Below are 18,257 nucleotides of genomic sequence, written 5' to 3' on the forward strand. Positions count from 1 at the left end.
CAACACGGTGCGGCATTAAAAAAAAGAGCGGCTTTCTAAGCGCTTGTCCCTCATCAGGCGTGCGCAAAATGGCGGCAGGGCACTATGATGTCGTTCACGCTTTACAACTTTTGTACAGACCGCTCAGGATGAGGTATCCGTCACCTGACCATCCGGCCAGGCATGGACAACGGCTTTAATCAGCGTCGCCAATGGAATGGCGAAAAACACCCCCCAGAATCCCCACAGACCGCCGAAAATCACCACTGACAGAATAATCACCAGCGGATGCAAATTCACCGCTTCGGAGAAAAGTACCGGTACCAGCAGATTGCCATCCAGCGCCTGAATAATCAGATAAACGGCAAAACAGCTCCAGAATTCCGTCCCCAGACCAAACTGAAACAGCGCGACGCCCACCACCGGAATTGTCACCACAAAGGCGCCGATATAGGGGATCAGGACCGAAAAGCCCACCAGTACCGCCAACAGTAGCGAATAGTTGAGGCCAAACAGCAAAAAGCCCAGCCAGGTCGCCACGCCCACCACTACCATCTCCAGCACTTTTCCGCGGATATAGTTGGTGATCTGCTGATTCATCTCATTCCACACCTGCCCCGCCAGCCCGCGATTACGCGGCAGCACGCGGCGCACGGCATTCAGCATCTGCTCTTTATCTTTTACCAGGAAAAAGACCATCAGCGGCACCAGCACCAGATATACCGCCAGCGTCAGTAGCCCGACTAACGAAGCCAGCGAATACTTCACCACCGAATCGCCCATGTTAAGCATCCGGGTACGCATGTTTTCCGCCATCGCATCAATAATGCCCGCATCCATCAGCGCCGGATAGCGTCGCGGCAAGGTCGCGGCAAAATCGGACAGTTTATTCAGCATACCGGGCATATCACGAATCAGGTAAATACCCTGCTGCCAGGCAATCGGCATCACCACAAACGCCATTAATAACAGAATGCCGACAAAGAGGATAAGGACAATGGAGGCTGCCCAGCGCCGGGAACAGCCAATCGCCTGCAGGCGCGCCGTCGGCCACTCCAGCAGGTAGGCCAGTACGATAGCGACCAGCAGCGGCGCTAACAGGCCGCTAAAGAAAAAGAGGATGCTAAAACCAGCCACCAGAATGACCAGCAAGGCAATCGCCTCCGGGTCGCTGAAGCGACGGCGATACCATTGCATTAACATTTCGAGCATAAAACCCTTCCCAGAACTCAACTGCGGGATTGTGATGCCGAATTGTATCGAAATGTCACAAAAAAGACTTCGCTTTTTATCGTTGATTCAGGAAACTAAAATAGTGAGTCTGTGCTCATCACAGTTACACTTATGAAGTGTCGGAGCGTGGAACGATATTTCACGACGTTGGTCAAAGGGCTATCTCAAAACAACAGGATAGAGGTTATGTTCAGGCAGTTGAAAAAAAACCTGGTGGCAACCCTCATTGCAGCATTGGCTCTCGGTCAGGTCGCGCCCGCATTTGCCGACCCTGCCGACACGCTGCCCGATATGGGAACCTCGGCAGGAAGCACGCTTTCTATCGGACAAGAGATGCAAATGGGCGACTTTTATGTGCGCCAGCTACGCGGCAGCGCGCCGTTAATCAACGATCCGCTGCTGGTGCAATACATTAACGCGCTGGGTATGCGTCTGGTCTCGCACGCCGACTCCGTCAAAACGCCCTTCCATTTTTTCTTGATCAATAATGACGAAATCAACGCGTTCGCGTTCTTTGGCGGCAATGTGGTGCTGCACTCGGCGCTTTTTCGCTACGCGGATAACGAAAGCCAGCTAGCTTCAGTCATGGCGCATGAAATCTCCCACGTGACGCAGCGCCACCTGGCGCGCGCGATGGAAGATCAAAAGCGCAGCGCGCCGCTTACCTGGGTGGGCGCGCTGGGTTCCATTTTGCTGGCCATGGCCAGCCCACAGGCCGGTATGGCGGCACTAACCGGTACTCTGGCGGGAACGCGCCAGGGAATGATAAGTTTCACCCAGCAAAATGAGCAAGAAGCCGACCGTATTGGTATTCAGGTACTGCAACGCGCCGGATTTGACCCACAGGCGATGCCCTCTTTCCTCGAAAAACTGCTCGACCAGGCGCGTTACTCCACGCGTCCGCCTGAAATTTTGCTCACTCACCCCTTACCGGAAAGCCGCCTTGCGGATGCCCGCAACCGTGCCAACCAGATGCGCCCGGTCGTGGTGCAATCTTCCGCCGACTTTTATCTCGCCAAAGCGCGCGCCCTGGGAATGTACAATTCCGGACGTAACCAGCTCACCAGCGACCTGCTGGATCAGTGGTCTAAAGGCAACGTGCGTCAGCAACATGCGGCGCAATATGGCTGGGCGTTGCAGGCGATGGAAGCGAGCAAGTACGATGAAGCGCGCAAAACGTTGCAGCCGCTGTTAAGCGCAGAGCCGAACAATGCCTGGTATCTTGACCTCGCCACCGATATTGACCTGGGGCAGAAAAGAGCCAACGACGCGATTAATCGCCTGAAAAATGCCCGCGATCTGCGCGTTAATCCTGTGCTGCAGTTAAACCTCGCCAATGCGTACCTCCAGGGAGGCCAGCCGAAAGCGGCGGAAACCATTCTGAATCGCTACACCTTTAGCCATAAAGATGACGGTAACGGCTGGGATCTGCTCGCTCAGGCCGAAGCCGCGCTGAACAACCGCGATCAGGAGCTGGCGGCGCGCGCTGAAAGTTATGCGCTGGCGGGACGACTGGATCAGGCAATTTCACTGCTCAGCAGCGCCAGCGCCCAGGCAAAACTGGGTAGTCAGCAACAGGCGCGTTACGATGCGCGTATCGACCAGTTGCGCCAGTTACAGGAACGCTTCAAGCCATACACGAAAATGTAATCGCCGTTTATTAGCCGGATGGCGTCACAAGGAGAACTCATGACCGACACGATTAAAATCTACCATAACCCGCGCTGCTCGAAGAGCCGCGACACGCTGAACCTGCTGAAATCTAACGGCGTGGAACCGGAAGTGGTGCTTTATCTGGATACGCCCGCCGACGCCGCCACTGTGCGGGAACTGCTGCGTATGTTGGGCATGTCCAGCGCGCGCGAACTGATGCGCCAGAAAGAAGATCTCTATAAAACGCTTCACCTGGCGGATAGCCAGCTGAGTGAAGAGGCGTTAATCCAGGCGCTGGTTGAACACCCTAAACTGATGGAGCGCCCCATTGTGGTGGCAAATGGTCAGGCGCGCATTGGCCGACCGCCTGAGCAGGTGCTGGACATCCTCGGTTAACCGTTGAACGCCGCCGTCGCGGCGTATTACAGTTTCAGGATCTCTTTGACAAACGGGATCGTCAGTTTTCGCTGGGCAGTGATCGACGCATGATCGAGCTGATCCAGCGTCATAAACAGCGTGCGCATTTCGCGATCAAGACGTTTGAGCAAAAACCGCCCGACATCTTCCGGCAGTTCAAACCCCCGTAACCGGGCGCGCAACTGTAGCGCCTGAAGTTTGTCTTCATCGGAAAGAGGCTGGAGTTTATAGATTTGCCCCCAGTCCAGACGGGAAGCGAGATCGGGCAAGCCCAGATTTAACTGTCTTGGCGGACGATCGCCGGTGATCAATAACCGCGTCTTACCAGACTCCAGAATGCGGTTATAGAGATCAAAGATCGCCATCTCCCACAGTTCATCGCCAGCGACACACTCAATGTTATCAATACACACCAGCGAGAGGTGTTCCATACCGTCGAGCACTTCCGGCACGAACCAGGTGCGTTTATCGAGCGGGACGTAGCCTACCGCATCTCCACGCTGCGACAATTCAGCGCAGGCGGCGTGCAGCAAATGGCTGCGGCCCGCGCCTTCACGCGCCCAAAGGTAGATATATCCACTATGTTCCTGGCGCAACACGTTTTGTAACGCGGCCAGTAGAGAGGCGTTATCCCCCGGCCAGAAACTTGCGAAAGTTTCGTCGTCAGGAAGATAAAGTGGCAAAGAGAGCTGTGCCGGTGTGTTCAGAGATACCTCAACCCAGGATGACATAAAATCGCGCTGAGTTTACCACATAATTCCCTTGAGATAGAACCGGGCAGCATCGCTGCCCGGCAACCCGTTACTGATGCGGAGGCTCCGCATCATTTGCCTCCAGTACCACTTCTTCCGGACGCAACAGGCTAATCAGTTTAAAAATCAGGCTCAGGCCAATCCCGACGATGGTCGCCAGCGCCATCCCTTTCAATTCTGCCGCGCCGATATGCACTTTCGCGCCGCTCACGCCGATGATCAAAATCACCGAGGTGAGGATCAAGTTTTGCGCTTTGTTGTAGTCGACTTTTGATTCGATCAATACGCGAATCCCCGACGCGCCGATGACGCCGTACAACAGAAGCGAGACGCCACCCATCACGGGTAACGGGATAATCTGAATCGCCGCCGCCAGTTTGCCAACGCAGGAAAGCAGAATGGCGAAAATCGCCGCGCCACCGATAACCCAGGTACTGTAAACGCGGGTGATCGCCATGACGCCAATATTTTCCCCATAGGTGGTATTCGGCGTGGAGCCGAAGAAACCGGAGACGATCGTCGACAGTCCGTTAGCGAACATCGAGCGGTGCAAACCGGGATCGCGCACTAAATCTTTTTTGACGATATTCGCCGTCACCACCAGATGACCGACATGCTCGGCGATCACGACCAACGCTGCGGGCAGAATCGTCAGGATCGCGAACCATTCAAAACGCGGCGTATAGAAAGTCGGTAGCGCAAACCAGTGTGCCTGGGCAATCGGCGTGGTATCGACCACTCCCAGCGCGAATGACAGCGCATAGCCCGCCAGCACGCCGATCAAAATCGGAATGATCGCCAGGAAACCGCGAAACAGTACGGAGCCGAACACCGTCACCGCCAGCGTGACCATGGAGATGATAATTGTTTTCGTGTCCGGCGACTGCCCTTGCGCAGGCAGCAATCCGGCCATCCCCGCCGCGACGCCAGCCAGCTCCAGACCGATGACGGCAACGATTGCGCCCATTGCCGCAGGCGGGAACATCACATCCAGCCAGCCGGTGCCCGCTTTTTTAACGATGAAAGAGACCAGACAGAACAGCACGCCGCACATAATAAAACCGCCCAGCGCCACTTCATAACCCAGCGGCAACAACAGTAATACCGGGGAAATAAAGGCAAAGCTCGATCCGAGGTAGGCCGGAATTTTACCTTTGCAGATAAAGAGATACAGCAGCGTTCCGATACCGTTAAACAGCAGCACCGTCGCGGGGTTGATATGAAACAGAACTGGCACCAGCACGGTCGCGCCAAACATGGCGAAAAGGTGCTGTAAACTAAGCGGGATTGTCTGTAAAAGCGGCGGTCTTTCACTCACCCCGATAGCACGGCGCGTCATAGTGTTTTCCTCTAAGTGTGTTTGTTATGAGTTGTTTTATTCAAAAAAAAGCCGACTCTTAAAGTCGGCTTTTAATTATTTATTCACTTATTTGGTACCAAAAATCTTATCGCCGGCATCGCCAAGCCCCGGAATAATGTATCCGTGCTCGTTAAGCCCCTGATCGATAGAGGCGGTGTACAGTTCAACGTCCGGGTGCGCTTTTTCCAGCGCCGCAATGCCTTCCGGCGCGGCGACCAGCACCAGCACCTTAATGCTGCTACAGCCTGCTTTTTTCAGCAGGTCGATGGTCGCGATGACAGAACCGCCGGTCGCCAGCATCGGGTCGACGATCAGCGCCATGCGCTCATCAATGTTCGATACCAGTTTCTGGAAATAAGGTACTGGCTCAAGCGTCTCTTCGTTACGGTACATCCCGACTACGCTGATACGCGCGCTCGGTACATTTTCCAGAACGCCTTCCATCATGCCCAGACCCGCGCGCAGAATCGGCACAACGGTAATTTTTTTACCTTTGATCTGGTCGATTTCCACCGGGCCATTCCAGCCTTCGATGGTGACTTTTTCCGTTTCCAGGTCGGCTGTCGCTTCATACGTCAGCAGGCTGCCTACTTCTGAGGCGAGTTCACGAAAGCGTTTAGTGCTAATGTCGTTTTCACGCATCAGACCCAGCTTGTGTTTGACGAGTGGGTGTTTGACTTCCACGATCTTCATACTCTTCTCCTATCCTCAGATGACTGGCAACCACAAAAAAAATCGCCGGATTATACCGCTTTTCCTCTCTGACGCAACACAATGTATGCTTGACCTGGATCAACCAAAAGCGCAGATAGCGGAAAAGTGAGTATAAATCACTCACGTTGAAACAGGCGATAAAGGCTAACAACCGATTGAATCTTAGCAATTTTAAGGGTGAATGGCCTGTCCAGGCCACCTGTCGTAAACCAAGTGCTGGATATCCTTTTCTTTTTTACCAACAGAGAAATTTTCAAGCAGCGACCGAAACCATGCAAAAAAAATCGCCCGGATATCCAGGGCGCAGACCACGCTCGCAAACGTTTGCTTTCCCTGTTAGAATTGCGCCGAATTTAACTTTTACCGCAAGAAAAAACGTGGGGAACCAGGCAGTGACCGATAAGACCTCTCTTAGCTATAAAGATGCCGGCGTCGATATTGATGCGGGTAACGCTCTGGTTGATCGAATCAAAGGCGTAGTGAAGAAAACTCGCCGCCCGGAGGTTATGGGCGGTCTGGGCGGTTTCGGTGCGCTGTGCGCGTTGCCGCAAAAATATCGTGAACCGGTACTGGTTTCCGGCACTGACGGCGTAGGCACCAAACTTCGCCTGGCGATGGACTTAAAGCGTCACGACGCTATCGGTATTGATCTGGTGGCGATGTGCGTAAACGATCTGGTCGTTCAGGGCGCGGAACCGCTGTTTTTCCTCGATTACTATGCCACGGGTAAACTGGATGTCGATACCGCTGCCAGCGTGATCAACGGTATTGCCGAAGGCTGCCTGCAATCCGGCTGCGCGCTGGTCGGCGGCGAGACGGCGGAAATGCCGGGCATGTATCACGGCGAAGATTACGATGTGGCGGGTTTCTGCGTCGGCGTAGTCGAAAAATCAGAAATCATCGACGGCTCCCGGGTTGCCGAAGGCGACGTGCTGATTGCGCTCGGCTCCAGCGGCCCGCACTCGAATGGATATTCGCTGGTGCGGAAAATTATTGACGTTAGCGGCTGCGACCCACAAACCACTCTGCTGGAAGGGAAGCCGCTGGCCGATCATCTGCTTGAACCGACCCGTATCTACGTAAAATCGGTTCTGGAACTGATTGAAAACGTCGATGTGCACGCTATCGCCCACCTCACCGGCGGCGGCTTTTGGGAAAATATTCCGCGCGTTCTGCCGGAGAATACCCAGGCGGTAATTAATGAGTCGTCCTGGCAGTGGCCCGCCATCTTTACCTGGCTGCAAACCGCCGGTAATGTCAGCCGACATGAAATGTACCGTACCTTTAACTGCGGCGTCGGCATGGTGATTGCGCTCTCCGCTCCGGAAGCGGACAAAGCGCTTGCTCTGCTAAACGAGAAAGGTGAAAACGCATGGAAAATCGGTATCATCAAAGCCTCTGATTCCGAACAGCGTGTGGTTATTGAATAATGAATATTGTGGTGCTGATTTCCGGCAATGGAAGCAATTTACAGGCGATTATCGATGCCTGCGAAGCGAAGAAAATTAAAGGCACCCTCAGGGCAGTATTCAGCAATAAGGCCGACGCGTTCGGCCTTGAACGCGCCAGAGAAGCCGGCATTCCGGCGCAAGCGCTGACTGCCGATCGGTTTGACAGCCGCGACGCCTTCGATCGCGAGTTGATTCGCAAGATAGACGCGTATGCGCCCGATGTGGTCGTGCTGGCCGGTTTTATGCGTATTCTGAGTCCGATGTTTGTCGCGCATTACTACGGGCGTCTGCTGAACATTCACCCTTCCCTGCTGCCAAAATATCCGGGGTTGCATACCCATCGCCAGGCGCTGGAAAACGGCGATGAGGAGCACGGTACCTCGGTACATTTCGTGACAGACGAACTCGACGGCGGCCCGGTCATTCTCCAGGCGAAGGTGCCGGTTTTTGCCGACGACAGCGAAGATGATATCACCGCACGCGTACAGACTCAGGAACATGCGATTTATCCGCTGGTGATTAGCTGGTTTGCGCAGGGGCGTCTAAAGATGCGCGATAACGCCGCCTGGCTGGACGGGCGTCGTCTGCCGCCGCAAGGTTATGCGTCTGACGAATAATACGTCATCGAACAGGACTGCGTCTGCTTGCCGGATGGCGGCATAAATGCCTATCCGGCCTACTCTTTTCCCTTCCTTTATGCTATCAGTTTATTGTCATATTTTTCTGGCGCAGTTGGACATTAACGCGTAATGCTCGCCATAATCATCAGGCAGTGTCCCGTGAATAAAACGGAGTATAGGTAGTAATGGGTCAGGAAAAGCTATATATCGAGAAAGAACTAAGCTGGTTAGCATTTAACGAACGCGTGTTACAGGAAGCGGCGGACAAATCCAACCCGTTGATTGAGCGGATGCGGTTCCTGGGAATCTATTCTAATAACCTCGACGAGTTCTACAAAGTGCGTTTCGCTGAACTGAAACGACGTATTATTATCAGCGAAGAACAGGGTTCAAATTCTCATTCACGCCATTTGTTAGGCAAAATTCAGTCCCGCGTGTTGAAAGCAGACCAGGAGTTCGACGGCCTGTACAACGAATTACTGCTGGAAATGGCGCGTAATCAAATCTTTCTGATCAACGAGCGTCAGCTCTCGGTGAACCAACAAAGCTGGTTGCGCCACTATTTTAAGCACTATTTGCGCCAGCATATTACCCCGATTCTCATTAACCGGGAGACGGATCTTGTTCAGTTTTTAAAAGATGATTACACCTATCTGGCGGTGGAGATTATCCGCGGCGACACCATCAACTATGCGCTGCTGGAGATACCGTCCGACAAAGTCCCACGCTTCGTTAATCTGCCGCCGGAAACACCACGCAGACGCAAGCCGATGATCCTCTTGGATAATATTCTGCGCTACTGCCTGGATGACATTTTTAAAGGGTTCTTCGACTATGACGCGCTTAATGCCTATTCGATGAAAATGACCCGCGATGCCGAATATGACCTGGTGCATGAGATGGAATCCAGTCTGATGGAGCTGATGTCTTCCAGCCTGAAGCAGCGCCTGACCGCTGAACCTGTGCGCTTTGTCTACCAACGCGATATGCCCGCCGCGCTGGTCGACGTACTGCGGGAAAAACTGACGATCTCCCGGTATGACTCAATCGTACCCGGCGGGCGCTACCACAATTTTAAAGACTTTATTAATTTTCCGAATGTCGGTAAAGCCAACCTGGTCAATAAACCGTTACCGCGGTTACGCCATCTTTGGTTTGATAAAGAGAAGTTTCGTAACGGTTTCGACGCGATTCGTGAACGTGATGTGCTGCTCTATTATCCTTATCACACCTTTGAACATGTGCTGGAACTGCTGCGTCAGGCGTCGTTTGACCCAAGCGTGCTGGCGATCAAAATCAATATTTATCGCGTAGCGAAAGACTCGCGCATTATTGACTCGATGATCCATGCCGCCCATAACGGCAAAAAAGTCACCGTGGTGGTGGAGTTGCAGGCGCGCTTCGATGAAGAGGCGAATATTCACTGGGCCAAGCGGTTAACCGAAGCGGGCGTCCATGTTATTTTCTCTGCGCCTGGGCTGAAAATTCACGCCAAACTCTTTCTCATCTCACGAAAAGAGGGCGATGACGTGGTGCGTTATGCGCATATCGGCACCGGTAACTTCAACGAAAAAACGGCGCGGCTGTATACCGATTATTCGCTGCTGACCGCCGATGCGCGCATTACCAATGAAGTGCGCCGGGTCTTTAATTTTATTGAAAACCCCTATCGCCCGGTCACTTTCGATTATTTGATGGTTTCTCCACAAAACTCACGGCGTCTGCTGTATGAGATGATCGATCGTGAAATCGCCAATGCCCAGCAAGGCTTACCGTCAGGGATTACCTTAAAGCTTAACAACCTGGTCGATAAAGGGCTAGTCGACAGGCTATACGCCGCGTCGGGTTCGGGCGTCCAGGTCAATCTGCTGGTGCGCGGTATGTGTTCTCTTATTCCGCAACTGGAAGGCATTAGCGATAATATTCGCGCGATTAGCATCGTGGATCGCTATCTGGAACACGATCGGGTTTATATTTTCGAAAACGGCGGTGATAAGCAAGTTTGGCTCTCTTCAGCTGACTGGATGACGCGTAATATTGACTACCGTATCGAAGTCGCTACGCCTATCCTCGACCCGCGGCTTAAACAACGCGTCCTGGATATCATTGACATTCTGTTTAGCGACACGGTAAAAGCGCGTTTTATCGATAAAGAACTCAGCAACCGCTACGTACCGCGCGGCAATCGCCGTAAAGTCCAGGCGCAGCTGGCAATTTATGACTACATCAAATCACTCGAGCAACCAGACTAACGCTATGCCAATTTACGATAAATCCCCTCGTCCGCAGGAGTTCGCTGCGGTCGATCTCGGCTCAAACAGCTTTCATATGGTCATTGCCCGCGTGGTTGACGGCGCAATGCAGATTATCGGCCGTTTAAAACAGCGCGTCCATCTGGCGGACGGGCTGGGCGCAGATAACAAACTCAGCGAAGAAGCCATGGAACGGGGGCTTAGCTGTCTGTCGCTGTTTGCTGAACGCTTACAAGGTTTCTCCCCTTCCAGCGTCTGTATCGTAGGCACCCATACGTTACGTCAGGCGCAAAATGCCGCTGATTTTCTCAAACGCGCGGAAAAGGTTATTCCCTACCCGATAGAGATTATTTCCGGTAACGAAGAAGCGCGCCTGATTTTTATGGGCGTAGAACATACGCAGCCGGAAAAAGGCCGCAAGCTGGTGATCGATATCGGCGGCGGGTCAACAGAGCTGGTCATTGGCGAAAACTTCGAACCCAGGCTGGTTGAAAGCCGTCGTATGGGCTGCGTGAGCTTCGCGCAGCTCTACTTTCCCGGCGGCGTTATCAATAAAGAAAACTTCCAGCGCGCCCGAATGGCGGCGGCGCAAAAACTGGAAACCTTAACCTGGCAGTATCGTATTCAGGGTTGGAACGTGGCGATGGGCGCTTCCGGTACGATTAAGGCCGCTCATGAAGTTCTCCTGGCGCTGGGTGAGAAAGATGGCTTCATTACGCCGGAGCGCCTCGATAAACTGAAGTCAGAAGTGTTGAAGCACCGCTCCTTTAATGCTCTCAGCCTGCCGGGTCTGTCTGAAGAACGAAAAGCGGTCTTTGTGCCGGGCCTGGCGATTCTGTGCGGCGTTTTTGATGCTCTGGCTATCCGCGAGCTTCGCCTTTCCGACGGCGCGTTGCGCGAAGGCGTGCTGTATGAAATGGAAGGCCGCTTCCGCCATCAGGATGTTCGCAGCCGTACCGCAAAAAGTCTGGCCAATCAATACAACATTGACAGAGAACAGGCCAGACGCGTGCTGGAAACCACCATGCAGATGTACGAGCAGTGGCAGGCCCAGCAGCCAAAACTGGCGCATCCGCAGCTTGAAGCGTTGCTCCGCTGGGCGGCAATGCTGCATGAGGTTGGACTGAATATTAATCACAGCGGTTTACATCGCCATTCGGCTTATATTCTGCAACACAGCGATTTGCCCGGCTTTAATCAGGAGCAGCAAATGATGATGGCGACGCTGGTACGTTACCATCGTAAAGCCATAAAACTGGATGATATGCCCCGCTTTACGCTGTTTAAGAAAAAACAGTATCTGCCGTTAATTCAGCTACTTCGGCTGGGCGTATTACTGAACAACCAGCGGCAGGCGACCACCACGCCGCCGACGCTGCGGCTAACGACCGATGACAGCCACTGGACGTTATGTTTTCCGCATGACTGGTTCAGCCAGAATGCGCTGGTACTGCTTGATCTGGAAAAAGAACAGCAGTACTGGGAAGCGGTAACTGGCTGGCGTCTCAATATTGAGGAAGAAAGCTCGCCGGAGATCGCCGCGTAAATTGTGGGCCAGACGCCGCGCCGCGGCGTCTGCCTTTACTGAATCTCAGATAATAGCTGCGGCTCGCCAATTAAATATCCCTGAAGATAGTCGATCCCCAACGAGAGCACGACGCTTCGTATTTCTTCGCTCTCGACATACTCCGCGACGACCTGCATATTTTTCATTCGCGCTAAATGACAAATAGAAGCCACAATCTGATAATCGAGACTGTTTGACACTATATTGCGAATAAAACTGCCGTCAATTTTAAGAATATCGGCGTCAACGTTTTTCAGCCGCGCATAGCTGGCGTAGCCAGTACCGAAATCATCAATCGCTATCTGACAGCCAAACTGCTGTAGCTGTCCCAGCGTCAACTGCGCCTGCTCAGCATTGGTGAGAGAGTTGCTTTCCGTTACCTCAAAAACCAGTTGCCAGGGTTCAACCTGATATTGCGTAAGCAGTTGCTTAACTTCTGCAGGGAAACGAGCGCGGCATACTGATGTTGGCGACAGATTAATGGCAAAACGATGCGCGGGCATATATTCCCGGCTGGCCGCCATAAACCGCAGCGTGTTTTCAATCACCCAGAGATCGATAGCGGAAGACAAACCAAACTCATGCGCCACGGGTAAAAAATTGTCCGGGTTGATAACGTCGCCGTTGTCATCCCTGAGTCGCAGTAAAATTTCATGGTAAACGTCCCCACGAACGCCGAAAATAGGCTGCGCCATCAGGAAAAAATGATCGTGCTCCAACGCCTGTTGCAGCCGATTCATCATCGCAATTCTGCCCTTCAAATCGCGCTGCAGGTGCATTGCGCCGCGCCGCTGTAAATCCTCCGGCGCGTTAGTCGTCAACGAAAGATCGGAACTGGTGCTTAATTCGCCCAGCAGAAGATAAAGGTGGCTAACCGGAGAACGCACGCAGCAGTAGCTCACGCCGACAGGCGGCTGTAGCGGCAGTCCATCCCAGATAAACCGAAACTGCTTAATATGTTTATCCAGCGCTTCAATACGCTGCTGATGCGCCTCTGTATTAAGACGCAGCACCAGGTCGTGCCCTGACATCTGGTAGACGCACTCATTTGAGGCCAGCATCGGCGTAATCCAGTGAGAGAGCTTTTGCTTATACTGGATGCGTAGCATGACGCCATAATTTTTACCCAATAGCTCCAGGCCCGGCACGTGTAAAAAACAGATCGTAGACCAGGGCGCATTTTGGAGCGCGCGGTTTAACGCACGTAAATTGGGAAGATGTACAACCGGGTCAAGATAGGCCAGCCGCCGTGCGCGACCACTCACTACGCGCTGGCGCGTGGCCAGTACAGCCATATAATTAACAATAAAAGAAAAAACCAGATAGCTCGAAGAGGTAATCGCTAATTGCGTATCATAACCTGAATACCAGGGCATATAACGCTGATAATAATGAATCGACGTAATTAGCACGACGGCCCAGATAATTGAAATAAACTTATAGCCATAGCGCATCGCGCCCCATAGCATGACCGGCAATAATAACGAAAGCGTATAGTTGGTACTAAATATTGAACTATTATCAGTCAATGGCATACACAGTATAAACATTAGTGTAGTCAATACGGCCAGCCAAATAACGATCTCTTTTTTAGTGGCCTTGCTATCAATCTGTAGCTTTAATTGCTGATAATACCCCCGCAGGTGCAGCGGATTGCGGAGAGTACGAATAATAAAATAGCACAATGGCACGCCGACAAGGTTACCGACCAGTAACGCCTGGTAATTAATCAGCGTGTTGATATTAAAGGGCATTACCCCCATCAGGCTGGCTTTGCTTTCGTACATGCCAACAAAAGCGGCAAACTGGTAGATGACCAGAAATAATGTTGCAGAACAAAATACCTGCCAGAATATTCGTTGAAACAACAGGTGGGCGTCGCCGTGGGAAACATTGTTTCGCCGGGGGGAAAAGACACGATAGCCGCCCCAGCTTAGCACGATAGTAATGATAAAGTGCATCGTCACAGAAAGGGTTTCATACAGCCCTGTCTGCGGGTATCTGCGCCAGAAGATAGCAAGCACAATGCCCGGCAGTGCTGCCCAGCCGAAAAAGAGCATCAGGCTAAGCATAAAAGCTAACGGCAGGTAAAAAAGAACCACATTTCCAGTGCTGGTAAGCGCATAAGTATTTGCGCTACTTAAAACAGGTAGTAAAATCGAAGGAAGGATGAGCGGTAGTCCCCACCATTTATCTCTGATATTTATATAAGTTTTATTTAGTTTCATAGATGCTCAGCAGAACCCCCCAATCCCAAAGGGGCGTTAACAGACAGGCATCCCACCTGACTTTAAATTGATGATGCGATATACATCACACGATAGTCATCGATTGTAATTATTAAACAAAAGTAACATTTGATTTAAGTCAATTATTACCTTTCTCCTGCAGCCTTTATTCGCCTTTTTATTCTTTGTTATCATTAATTTATTATTAATGTAAATACTAAAATTATCTTCCATAACAATATAAGATAAATCAACTGACGCAATTTTACATTAAGAGGAATTGACCATCGGTTCGCAGTATGCCTTAATGTAGAGTGAACGCAGGCTTGTTACGTTCTTCGCCTTGATAATACCCTTGAAGAACCCAGCCTGATCCCGCCCATACCGCTGGGCCAACGTTAAGGAACCCTTTGTGAGTCAGGCCAACAGTATGCGAAAACGACATCGATTTAACACTCGCATGACCCGTATCGTACTGCTTATCAGTTTTCTCTTCTTCTTTGGACGTTTCGTCTACTCTTCTATCGGCGCCTGGCAGCACCATCAGGATAAAAAAGAAGCGCAACAGTCATCGCTTTCTGTCACCACGCCGGGACAACGTTAAGCTGTTATCCGTTAAAATAGTGATGGCGGTATTATCGTCACAGGTTTGCCGTGTTATCCAGCGCTCTCTTACCCCCTTCCCTGGCTTAGCATGAACCGATAAAAACAAAGCATCGTATTATCTAATGCTTTGTTTTTTAGTCTAAAAAAACAATCAACTACAAGAAACGATAGTTTACTTTTTTTAAGATTAGTCTTAAATACATTCCTTTTTGCGTTATTACCTAAACAAGGAATTGTGATGAATTTTAAAAAAAATGCTTTGCCTCTGGTTTTGTTTGCCTCTTTTTCTCTTGCCGGATGCCAGTCCAATGCGGATGACTACGCCGCAGATGTTTACCAAACCGGGCAGTTAAACGCGAAGCAAGAAACAAAGACCGTCAATATTATCTCTGTTTTGCCAGCGAAAGTTGCCGTAGATAATACCGCCAATAAAAAAACCGCTCAGACCTTCGGCGCAATTCTTGGGGCTGTAGCGGGCGGCGTTACTGGTCATAACGTGGGCTCAGGTAGCGGTTTGGGTACTACTGCCGGCGCGGTTGGCGGCGGAGCCGTTGGCGCAGCGGCGGGTTCATTAGTTAAAGATAAAACGTTAGTTGAAGCCGTATCTTTGACTTACAAAGAAGGAACGAAGGTTTATACCTCCACCCAAGTGGGAAAAACGTGCCAATTTACCACCGGTCTGGCTATGGTGATATCGACCAAAGATAACGAAACGCGAATTCAACCCAATACGAAATGTCCTGAGAAAAGCTAACTATCGGGAGATTTTATGAAGAAAGTTATTTTAGGCGCTGTTTTATTCACCCTAAGCGGCTCGGTTTTATCTTCTTCTTTGCAGGATCAGCTTGCGGCGGTAGCCCAGGCTGAACAGCAAGGAAAAAATGAAGAAAACAGACAGCGTGATGCTCTGCAAGCCAAACGAGATCAAGAGGCTCAACAGGAAAGACAAAGGCAAGCCAATGCGGCAGCGGTTGCTAAGCAGCGAGCAAAAGCGGCAGAAGCTGAACGGAAAGCACGGCAAGCAAAATTGGCAGCGGAAGCCGCGCAAGATAAAGCGCGCGATCAAAGCTACGAAGATGAGCTTCGTCGTTTAGAAATTCAGAAACAAAAACTGGCGCTGGCCAGGGAAGAGGCCCGGGTAAAAAGAGAAAATGAATTCATCGATCAAGAGCTGAAAAGTAAAGCTGCCCAGACAGATGTTATTCAATCTCATGCTGATGCAAACAGAAATCTATCTGAAGGCGGTCGCGATCTGCTGCAAAGCGAAGGTAAAGCCCGTGAGGAAAAAGCAAGCGGCTGGTTTAACTGATTTCGCTAATCATTTATGACCAGTAAAAAACCTCTGCGTGAGCGGAGGTTTCTGTCTGGTCGCACAGTATTTTCGCTGTTCAGGACGGGTCACCCTACATAAAAAAGCCCGCGCAAGAAAAAGAAGCTTTAGCGTTAACGCAAAAAGACAATCCCACTCAATGGGTTCAGGCCATGATCAGACGCTTAAAGAGCAACCGCGGGATATCCTGCCTGGGTGACAAGATCATATGCGCGGTTACTAAGATTCCCTCGACCGAATACAAAATCCGATAGCCTTCAGCGTGGTTAAACTCCCGGTAGCTGGCACAAGTTCAGGGCAAATCTGGCATCCCAGCGGGCACTGGCGTACGGTACTCTCAAACTGTGTAAGTATCTCTGCGATAGCCGGATGCGGCTCAACCTCAACGCGCTTCAGGAAACCCGCTATTGTGTCGATGCAGTGCTTTACCGTAAACGTATACTCAAAGGTCACCTGCGGTTCCGCCCTATCCGCCAGAGTCAATGCGAAATCAGGAAGATAACCATCGTGGAAGGAGAATAAGGTGACCAGTCCCATACGTCAGAATTTGTTTTGTAAAGAGCCCATTAAGCTCTGAAATTTTTTAGGCGTAGTCGGCCTGGTGCCAGGAACGGAAGTTTCAATCGTATTTTCAAATGGCCAAACTCTGTAAATCACAACAGATTTCAAACAGGTGGATAATTTTTCTTCAATCATAAACTCACCTTCCTATTGTCGTTAGCATCTGTTATAAAAAACTTAACATCTAATAGAATAACGAATTATTAAAAAGGTCATCGATGAAAAAAACATGCTCTTCATTAAACCTTGGCATCACTCATTCTCTATTGTTCTATATGGCAGTACTCGTCATCATGCCTCAGAGAGCGCCTCTATATCCCATTGTTATTTGGTTGGGTATGATTATTCTCAGTGGGCTAATTGTACACAATTATTGGAATAAAAAGTCATCCAATCAACTGGTCGTTCGCTTACGAAAGAATTATAAAAAAACGCAAGGTGCAGCACTATTGTCGGCATTGCTATTTTTATTAACATGTATTTCCTTTAAAGTCATTAATTATATCAATACCATCATTCCAAGCGCATTAGTTTTTATGACGGCATTGTGTATCATATACACTATATCATCTCACATACAATCGTTCGATAACAAAGAAAAAAACATAGCTATAAAAGTAAAGCTAGGGATTAAATACTCATGGCTAATCGTATCATTAATTTCATATTATCTTGCGCGCTCGCTAATCTCCAATATATTTGATATTCCTTTTGATACCACACTCAATAAACTCATGACGGCAGTCTCAGCATTGCTTTTTATTTTCATATTCTATTATACCATTTACTTTATTTGCATTTCTTATTTAATACTCATGGCCCCAAAAATAAAAAAAAGAAAAGCAACACCATCTGATGACATTAGCTATTCAATGTCAGTTTTCGCTCCACTATTTTTTATTGGTTACATTTCATATATTGCATTTAGTATACAGACGTTTTCCATCATCAAATTCGGTTTCGGATTTGCCATGGAGTATGACACGCGCGATACTTTCTTTTGCAATAATAAGTATATGTGGCTCAGCGAATATTCTAAAGCTCGCTTTATGTTTATCGCTGAAGGAAATTATCGCGCATTAATACCTCACCGTGATGACTTTACAATATCACGCTTGACCTGTACAAATAGTGAACCATTCTATTTACTAGTTACTGTACAAGATAAAAAAGATTTTATGTTAGAAGCTTTGGAAAAACAGGCAGAGATGCTTACTAGTGACCTAAAGACGGCAATATCACTGAATGTTCGATGACGATCTGAATCGCCAAATTCTCGGTAGCCAACTTTCGCACCTCACTCATAATGGACAACCATACTCAAATCTCCCACATTACAGGACAGTTGAGTATGAACACGTCACCGTGAAACAAAGACCGTATCATCGGCCAAAAAAGACCACTTCAGATATCTCATATCTGGGGTATCCGAATCCGGCTTGAACTGGAAGGTAAAACGAGCGATTTGGCTCAGTGATCTTACCCAGCAATAGTGGACACGTGACTTAGTGAGTAAACTCTCAACCAGAGGTAG

At 50.2% G+C, this 18,257-nt stretch carries 17 protein-coding genes and 2 pseudogenes; 11 read left to right on the top strand and 8 right to left on the bottom strand.

The features are described 5' to 3' along the window. Nucleotides 1-123 precede the first annotated feature (123 nt). Nucleotides 124-1,191 carry an AI-2E family transporter gene (locus tag EOS97_RS02150; RefSeq protein ID WP_000892057.1) on the bottom strand — a complete coding sequence of 356 codons (1,068 nt, stop codon included), beginning with the start codon at nucleotides 1,189-1,191 and terminating at the stop codon, nucleotides 124-126. Between the two features lie 207 nt (nucleotides 1,192-1,398). Between EOS97_RS02150 and bepA the strand changes: the two genes are divergently transcribed. Further along, complete coding sequence (gene bepA, locus EOS97_RS02155) at nucleotides 1,399-2,862, top strand: beta-barrel assembly-enhancing protease (RefSeq protein ID WP_000489632.1); 1,464 nt, start codon at nucleotides 1,399-1,401, stop codon at nucleotides 2,860-2,862. Nucleotides 2,863-2,901: 39 nt separating this feature from the next. After that, a complete protein-coding gene (arsC, locus tag EOS97_RS02160; RefSeq protein ID WP_000132650.1) occupies nucleotides 2,902-3,261 on the top strand; it encodes an arsenate reductase (glutaredoxin) in 360 nt (119 codons plus the stop codon). 26 nt (nucleotides 3,262-3,287) lie between these two features. Here arsC and EOS97_RS02165 read toward each other — a convergent pair whose 3' ends face one another. The 3 genes from EOS97_RS02165 to upp form a co-directional block, all read right to left on the bottom strand. Further along, nucleotides 3,288-3,989: a DnaA inactivator Hda gene (locus EOS97_RS02165; RefSeq protein WP_061835882.1), complete on the bottom strand. Its 702-nt coding sequence runs from the start codon at nucleotides 3,987-3,989 to the stop codon at nucleotides 3,288-3,290. A 94-nt stretch (nucleotides 3,990-4,083) separates the two neighbouring features. After that, nucleotides 4,084-5,373, bottom strand: a complete 1,290-nt coding sequence (gene uraA, locus EOS97_RS02170) for a uracil permease (RefSeq protein WP_000198345.1) — start codon at nucleotides 5,371-5,373, stop codon at nucleotides 4,084-4,086. Between the two features lie 87 nt (nucleotides 5,374-5,460). Further along, nucleotides 5,461-6,087 (bottom strand): uracil phosphoribosyltransferase, encoded by a 627-nt coding sequence (gene upp, locus EOS97_RS02175; protein WP_000706208.1) that lies wholly within the window; start codon nucleotides 6,085-6,087, stop codon nucleotides 5,461-5,463. Nucleotides 6,088-6,500: 413 nt separating this feature from the next. Between upp and purM the strand changes: the two genes are divergently transcribed. The 4 genes from purM to ppx all read left to right on the top strand — a co-directional run bounded on the left by purM (nucleotide 6,501) and on the right by ppx (nucleotide 11,977). Continuing rightward, the gene (purM, locus tag EOS97_RS02180) at nucleotides 6,501-7,538 is read left to right on the top strand and encodes a phosphoribosylformylglycinamidine cyclo-ligase (RefSeq protein WP_000130477.1); all 1,038 of its coding nucleotides are present in this window, start codon (nucleotides 6,501-6,503) and stop codon (nucleotides 7,536-7,538) included. Then, nucleotides 7,538-8,176: a phosphoribosylglycinamide formyltransferase gene (purN, locus tag EOS97_RS02185; protein WP_001028589.1), complete on the top strand. Its 639-nt coding sequence runs from the start codon at nucleotides 7,538-7,540 to the stop codon at nucleotides 8,174-8,176. The genes purM and purN overlap by 1 nt, the downstream gene beginning before the upstream one ends. Before the next feature lie 188 nt (nucleotides 8,177-8,364). Next, a complete protein-coding gene (gene ppk1 / locus EOS97_RS02190) occupies nucleotides 8,365-10,431 on the top strand; it encodes a polyphosphate kinase 1 (protein ID WP_000529555.1) in 2,067 nt (688 codons plus the stop codon). A gap of 4 nt (nucleotides 10,432-10,435) precedes the next feature. Beyond that, nucleotides 10,436-11,977: an exopolyphosphatase gene (ppx, locus tag EOS97_RS02195; RefSeq protein WP_001123330.1), complete on the top strand. Its 1,542-nt coding sequence runs from the start codon at nucleotides 10,436-10,438 to the stop codon at nucleotides 11,975-11,977. A gap of 35 nt (nucleotides 11,978-12,012) precedes the next feature. On the opposite strand, the gene EOS97_RS02200 is transcribed toward ppx, so the two are convergent. Together EOS97_RS02200 and EOS97_RS02205 are read right to left on the bottom strand one after the other, a co-directional pair. Continuing rightward, nucleotides 12,013-14,226, bottom strand: a complete 2,214-nt coding sequence (locus tag EOS97_RS02200) for a sensor domain-containing phosphodiesterase (RefSeq protein WP_000773643.1) — start codon at nucleotides 14,224-14,226, stop codon at nucleotides 12,013-12,015. Between the two features lie 96 nt (nucleotides 14,227-14,322). After that, the gene (locus tag EOS97_RS02205; RefSeq protein ID WP_001540598.1) at nucleotides 14,323-14,460 is read right to left on the bottom strand and encodes a hypothetical protein; all 138 of its coding nucleotides are present in this window, start codon (nucleotides 14,458-14,460) and stop codon (nucleotides 14,323-14,325) included. Between the two features lie 178 nt (nucleotides 14,461-14,638). Between EOS97_RS02205 and EOS97_RS02210 the strand changes: the two genes are divergently transcribed. The 3 genes from EOS97_RS02210 to EOS97_RS02220 all read left to right on the top strand — a co-directional run bounded on the left by EOS97_RS02210 (nucleotide 14,639) and on the right by EOS97_RS02220 (nucleotide 16,141). Next, nucleotides 14,639-14,830, top strand: coding sequence for a YfgG family protein (locus EOS97_RS02210; RefSeq protein WP_000075924.1), 192 nt, complete (start codon nucleotides 14,639-14,641; stop codon nucleotides 14,828-14,830). A 240-nt stretch (nucleotides 14,831-15,070) separates the two neighbouring features. Next, nucleotides 15,071-15,586: a glycine zipper 2TM domain-containing protein gene (locus tag EOS97_RS02215; RefSeq protein ID WP_001009636.1), complete on the top strand. Its 516-nt coding sequence runs from the start codon at nucleotides 15,071-15,073 to the stop codon at nucleotides 15,584-15,586. Between the two features lie 15 nt (nucleotides 15,587-15,601). Beyond that, nucleotides 15,602-16,141, top strand: a complete 540-nt coding sequence (locus tag EOS97_RS02220) for a DUF5384 family protein (RefSeq protein WP_000755800.1) — start codon at nucleotides 15,602-15,604, stop codon at nucleotides 16,139-16,141. Between the two features lie 166 nt (nucleotides 16,142-16,307). Here the strand turns inward: EOS97_RS02220 and EOS97_RS27020 are convergent. Together EOS97_RS27020 and EOS97_RS26685 are read right to left on the bottom strand one after the other, a co-directional pair. After that, a pseudogene (locus EOS97_RS27020) lies at nucleotides 16,308-16,451 on the bottom strand (hypothetical protein); the annotation flags it as partial. A gap of 251 nt (nucleotides 16,452-16,702) precedes the next feature. Beyond that, nucleotides 16,703-16,858, bottom strand: coding sequence for a hypothetical protein (locus tag EOS97_RS26685; protein WP_000568804.1), 156 nt, complete (start codon nucleotides 16,856-16,858; stop codon nucleotides 16,703-16,705). An 83-nt stretch (nucleotides 16,859-16,941) separates the two neighbouring features. On the opposite strand from EOS97_RS26685, the gene EOS97_RS02230 reads away from it, so the two are divergent. Further along, on the top strand, nucleotides 16,942-17,979 hold the full coding sequence (locus EOS97_RS02230) for a hypothetical protein (RefSeq protein ID WP_017441380.1): 1,038 nt from the start codon (nucleotides 16,942-16,944) through the stop codon (nucleotides 17,977-17,979). Nucleotides 17,980-18,029: 50 nt separating this feature from the next. Beyond that, nucleotides 18,030-18,197 (top strand): annotated as a pseudogene (locus EOS97_RS02235) (integrase); the annotation flags it as partial. Nucleotides 18,198-18,257 lie beyond the last annotated feature (60 nt).

It is taken from the genome of Salmonella sp. SSDFZ54, from assembly GCF_004010735.1.
Taxonomy (GTDB): domain Bacteria; phylum Pseudomonadota; class Gammaproteobacteria; order Enterobacterales; family Enterobacteriaceae; genus Salmonella; species Salmonella enterica.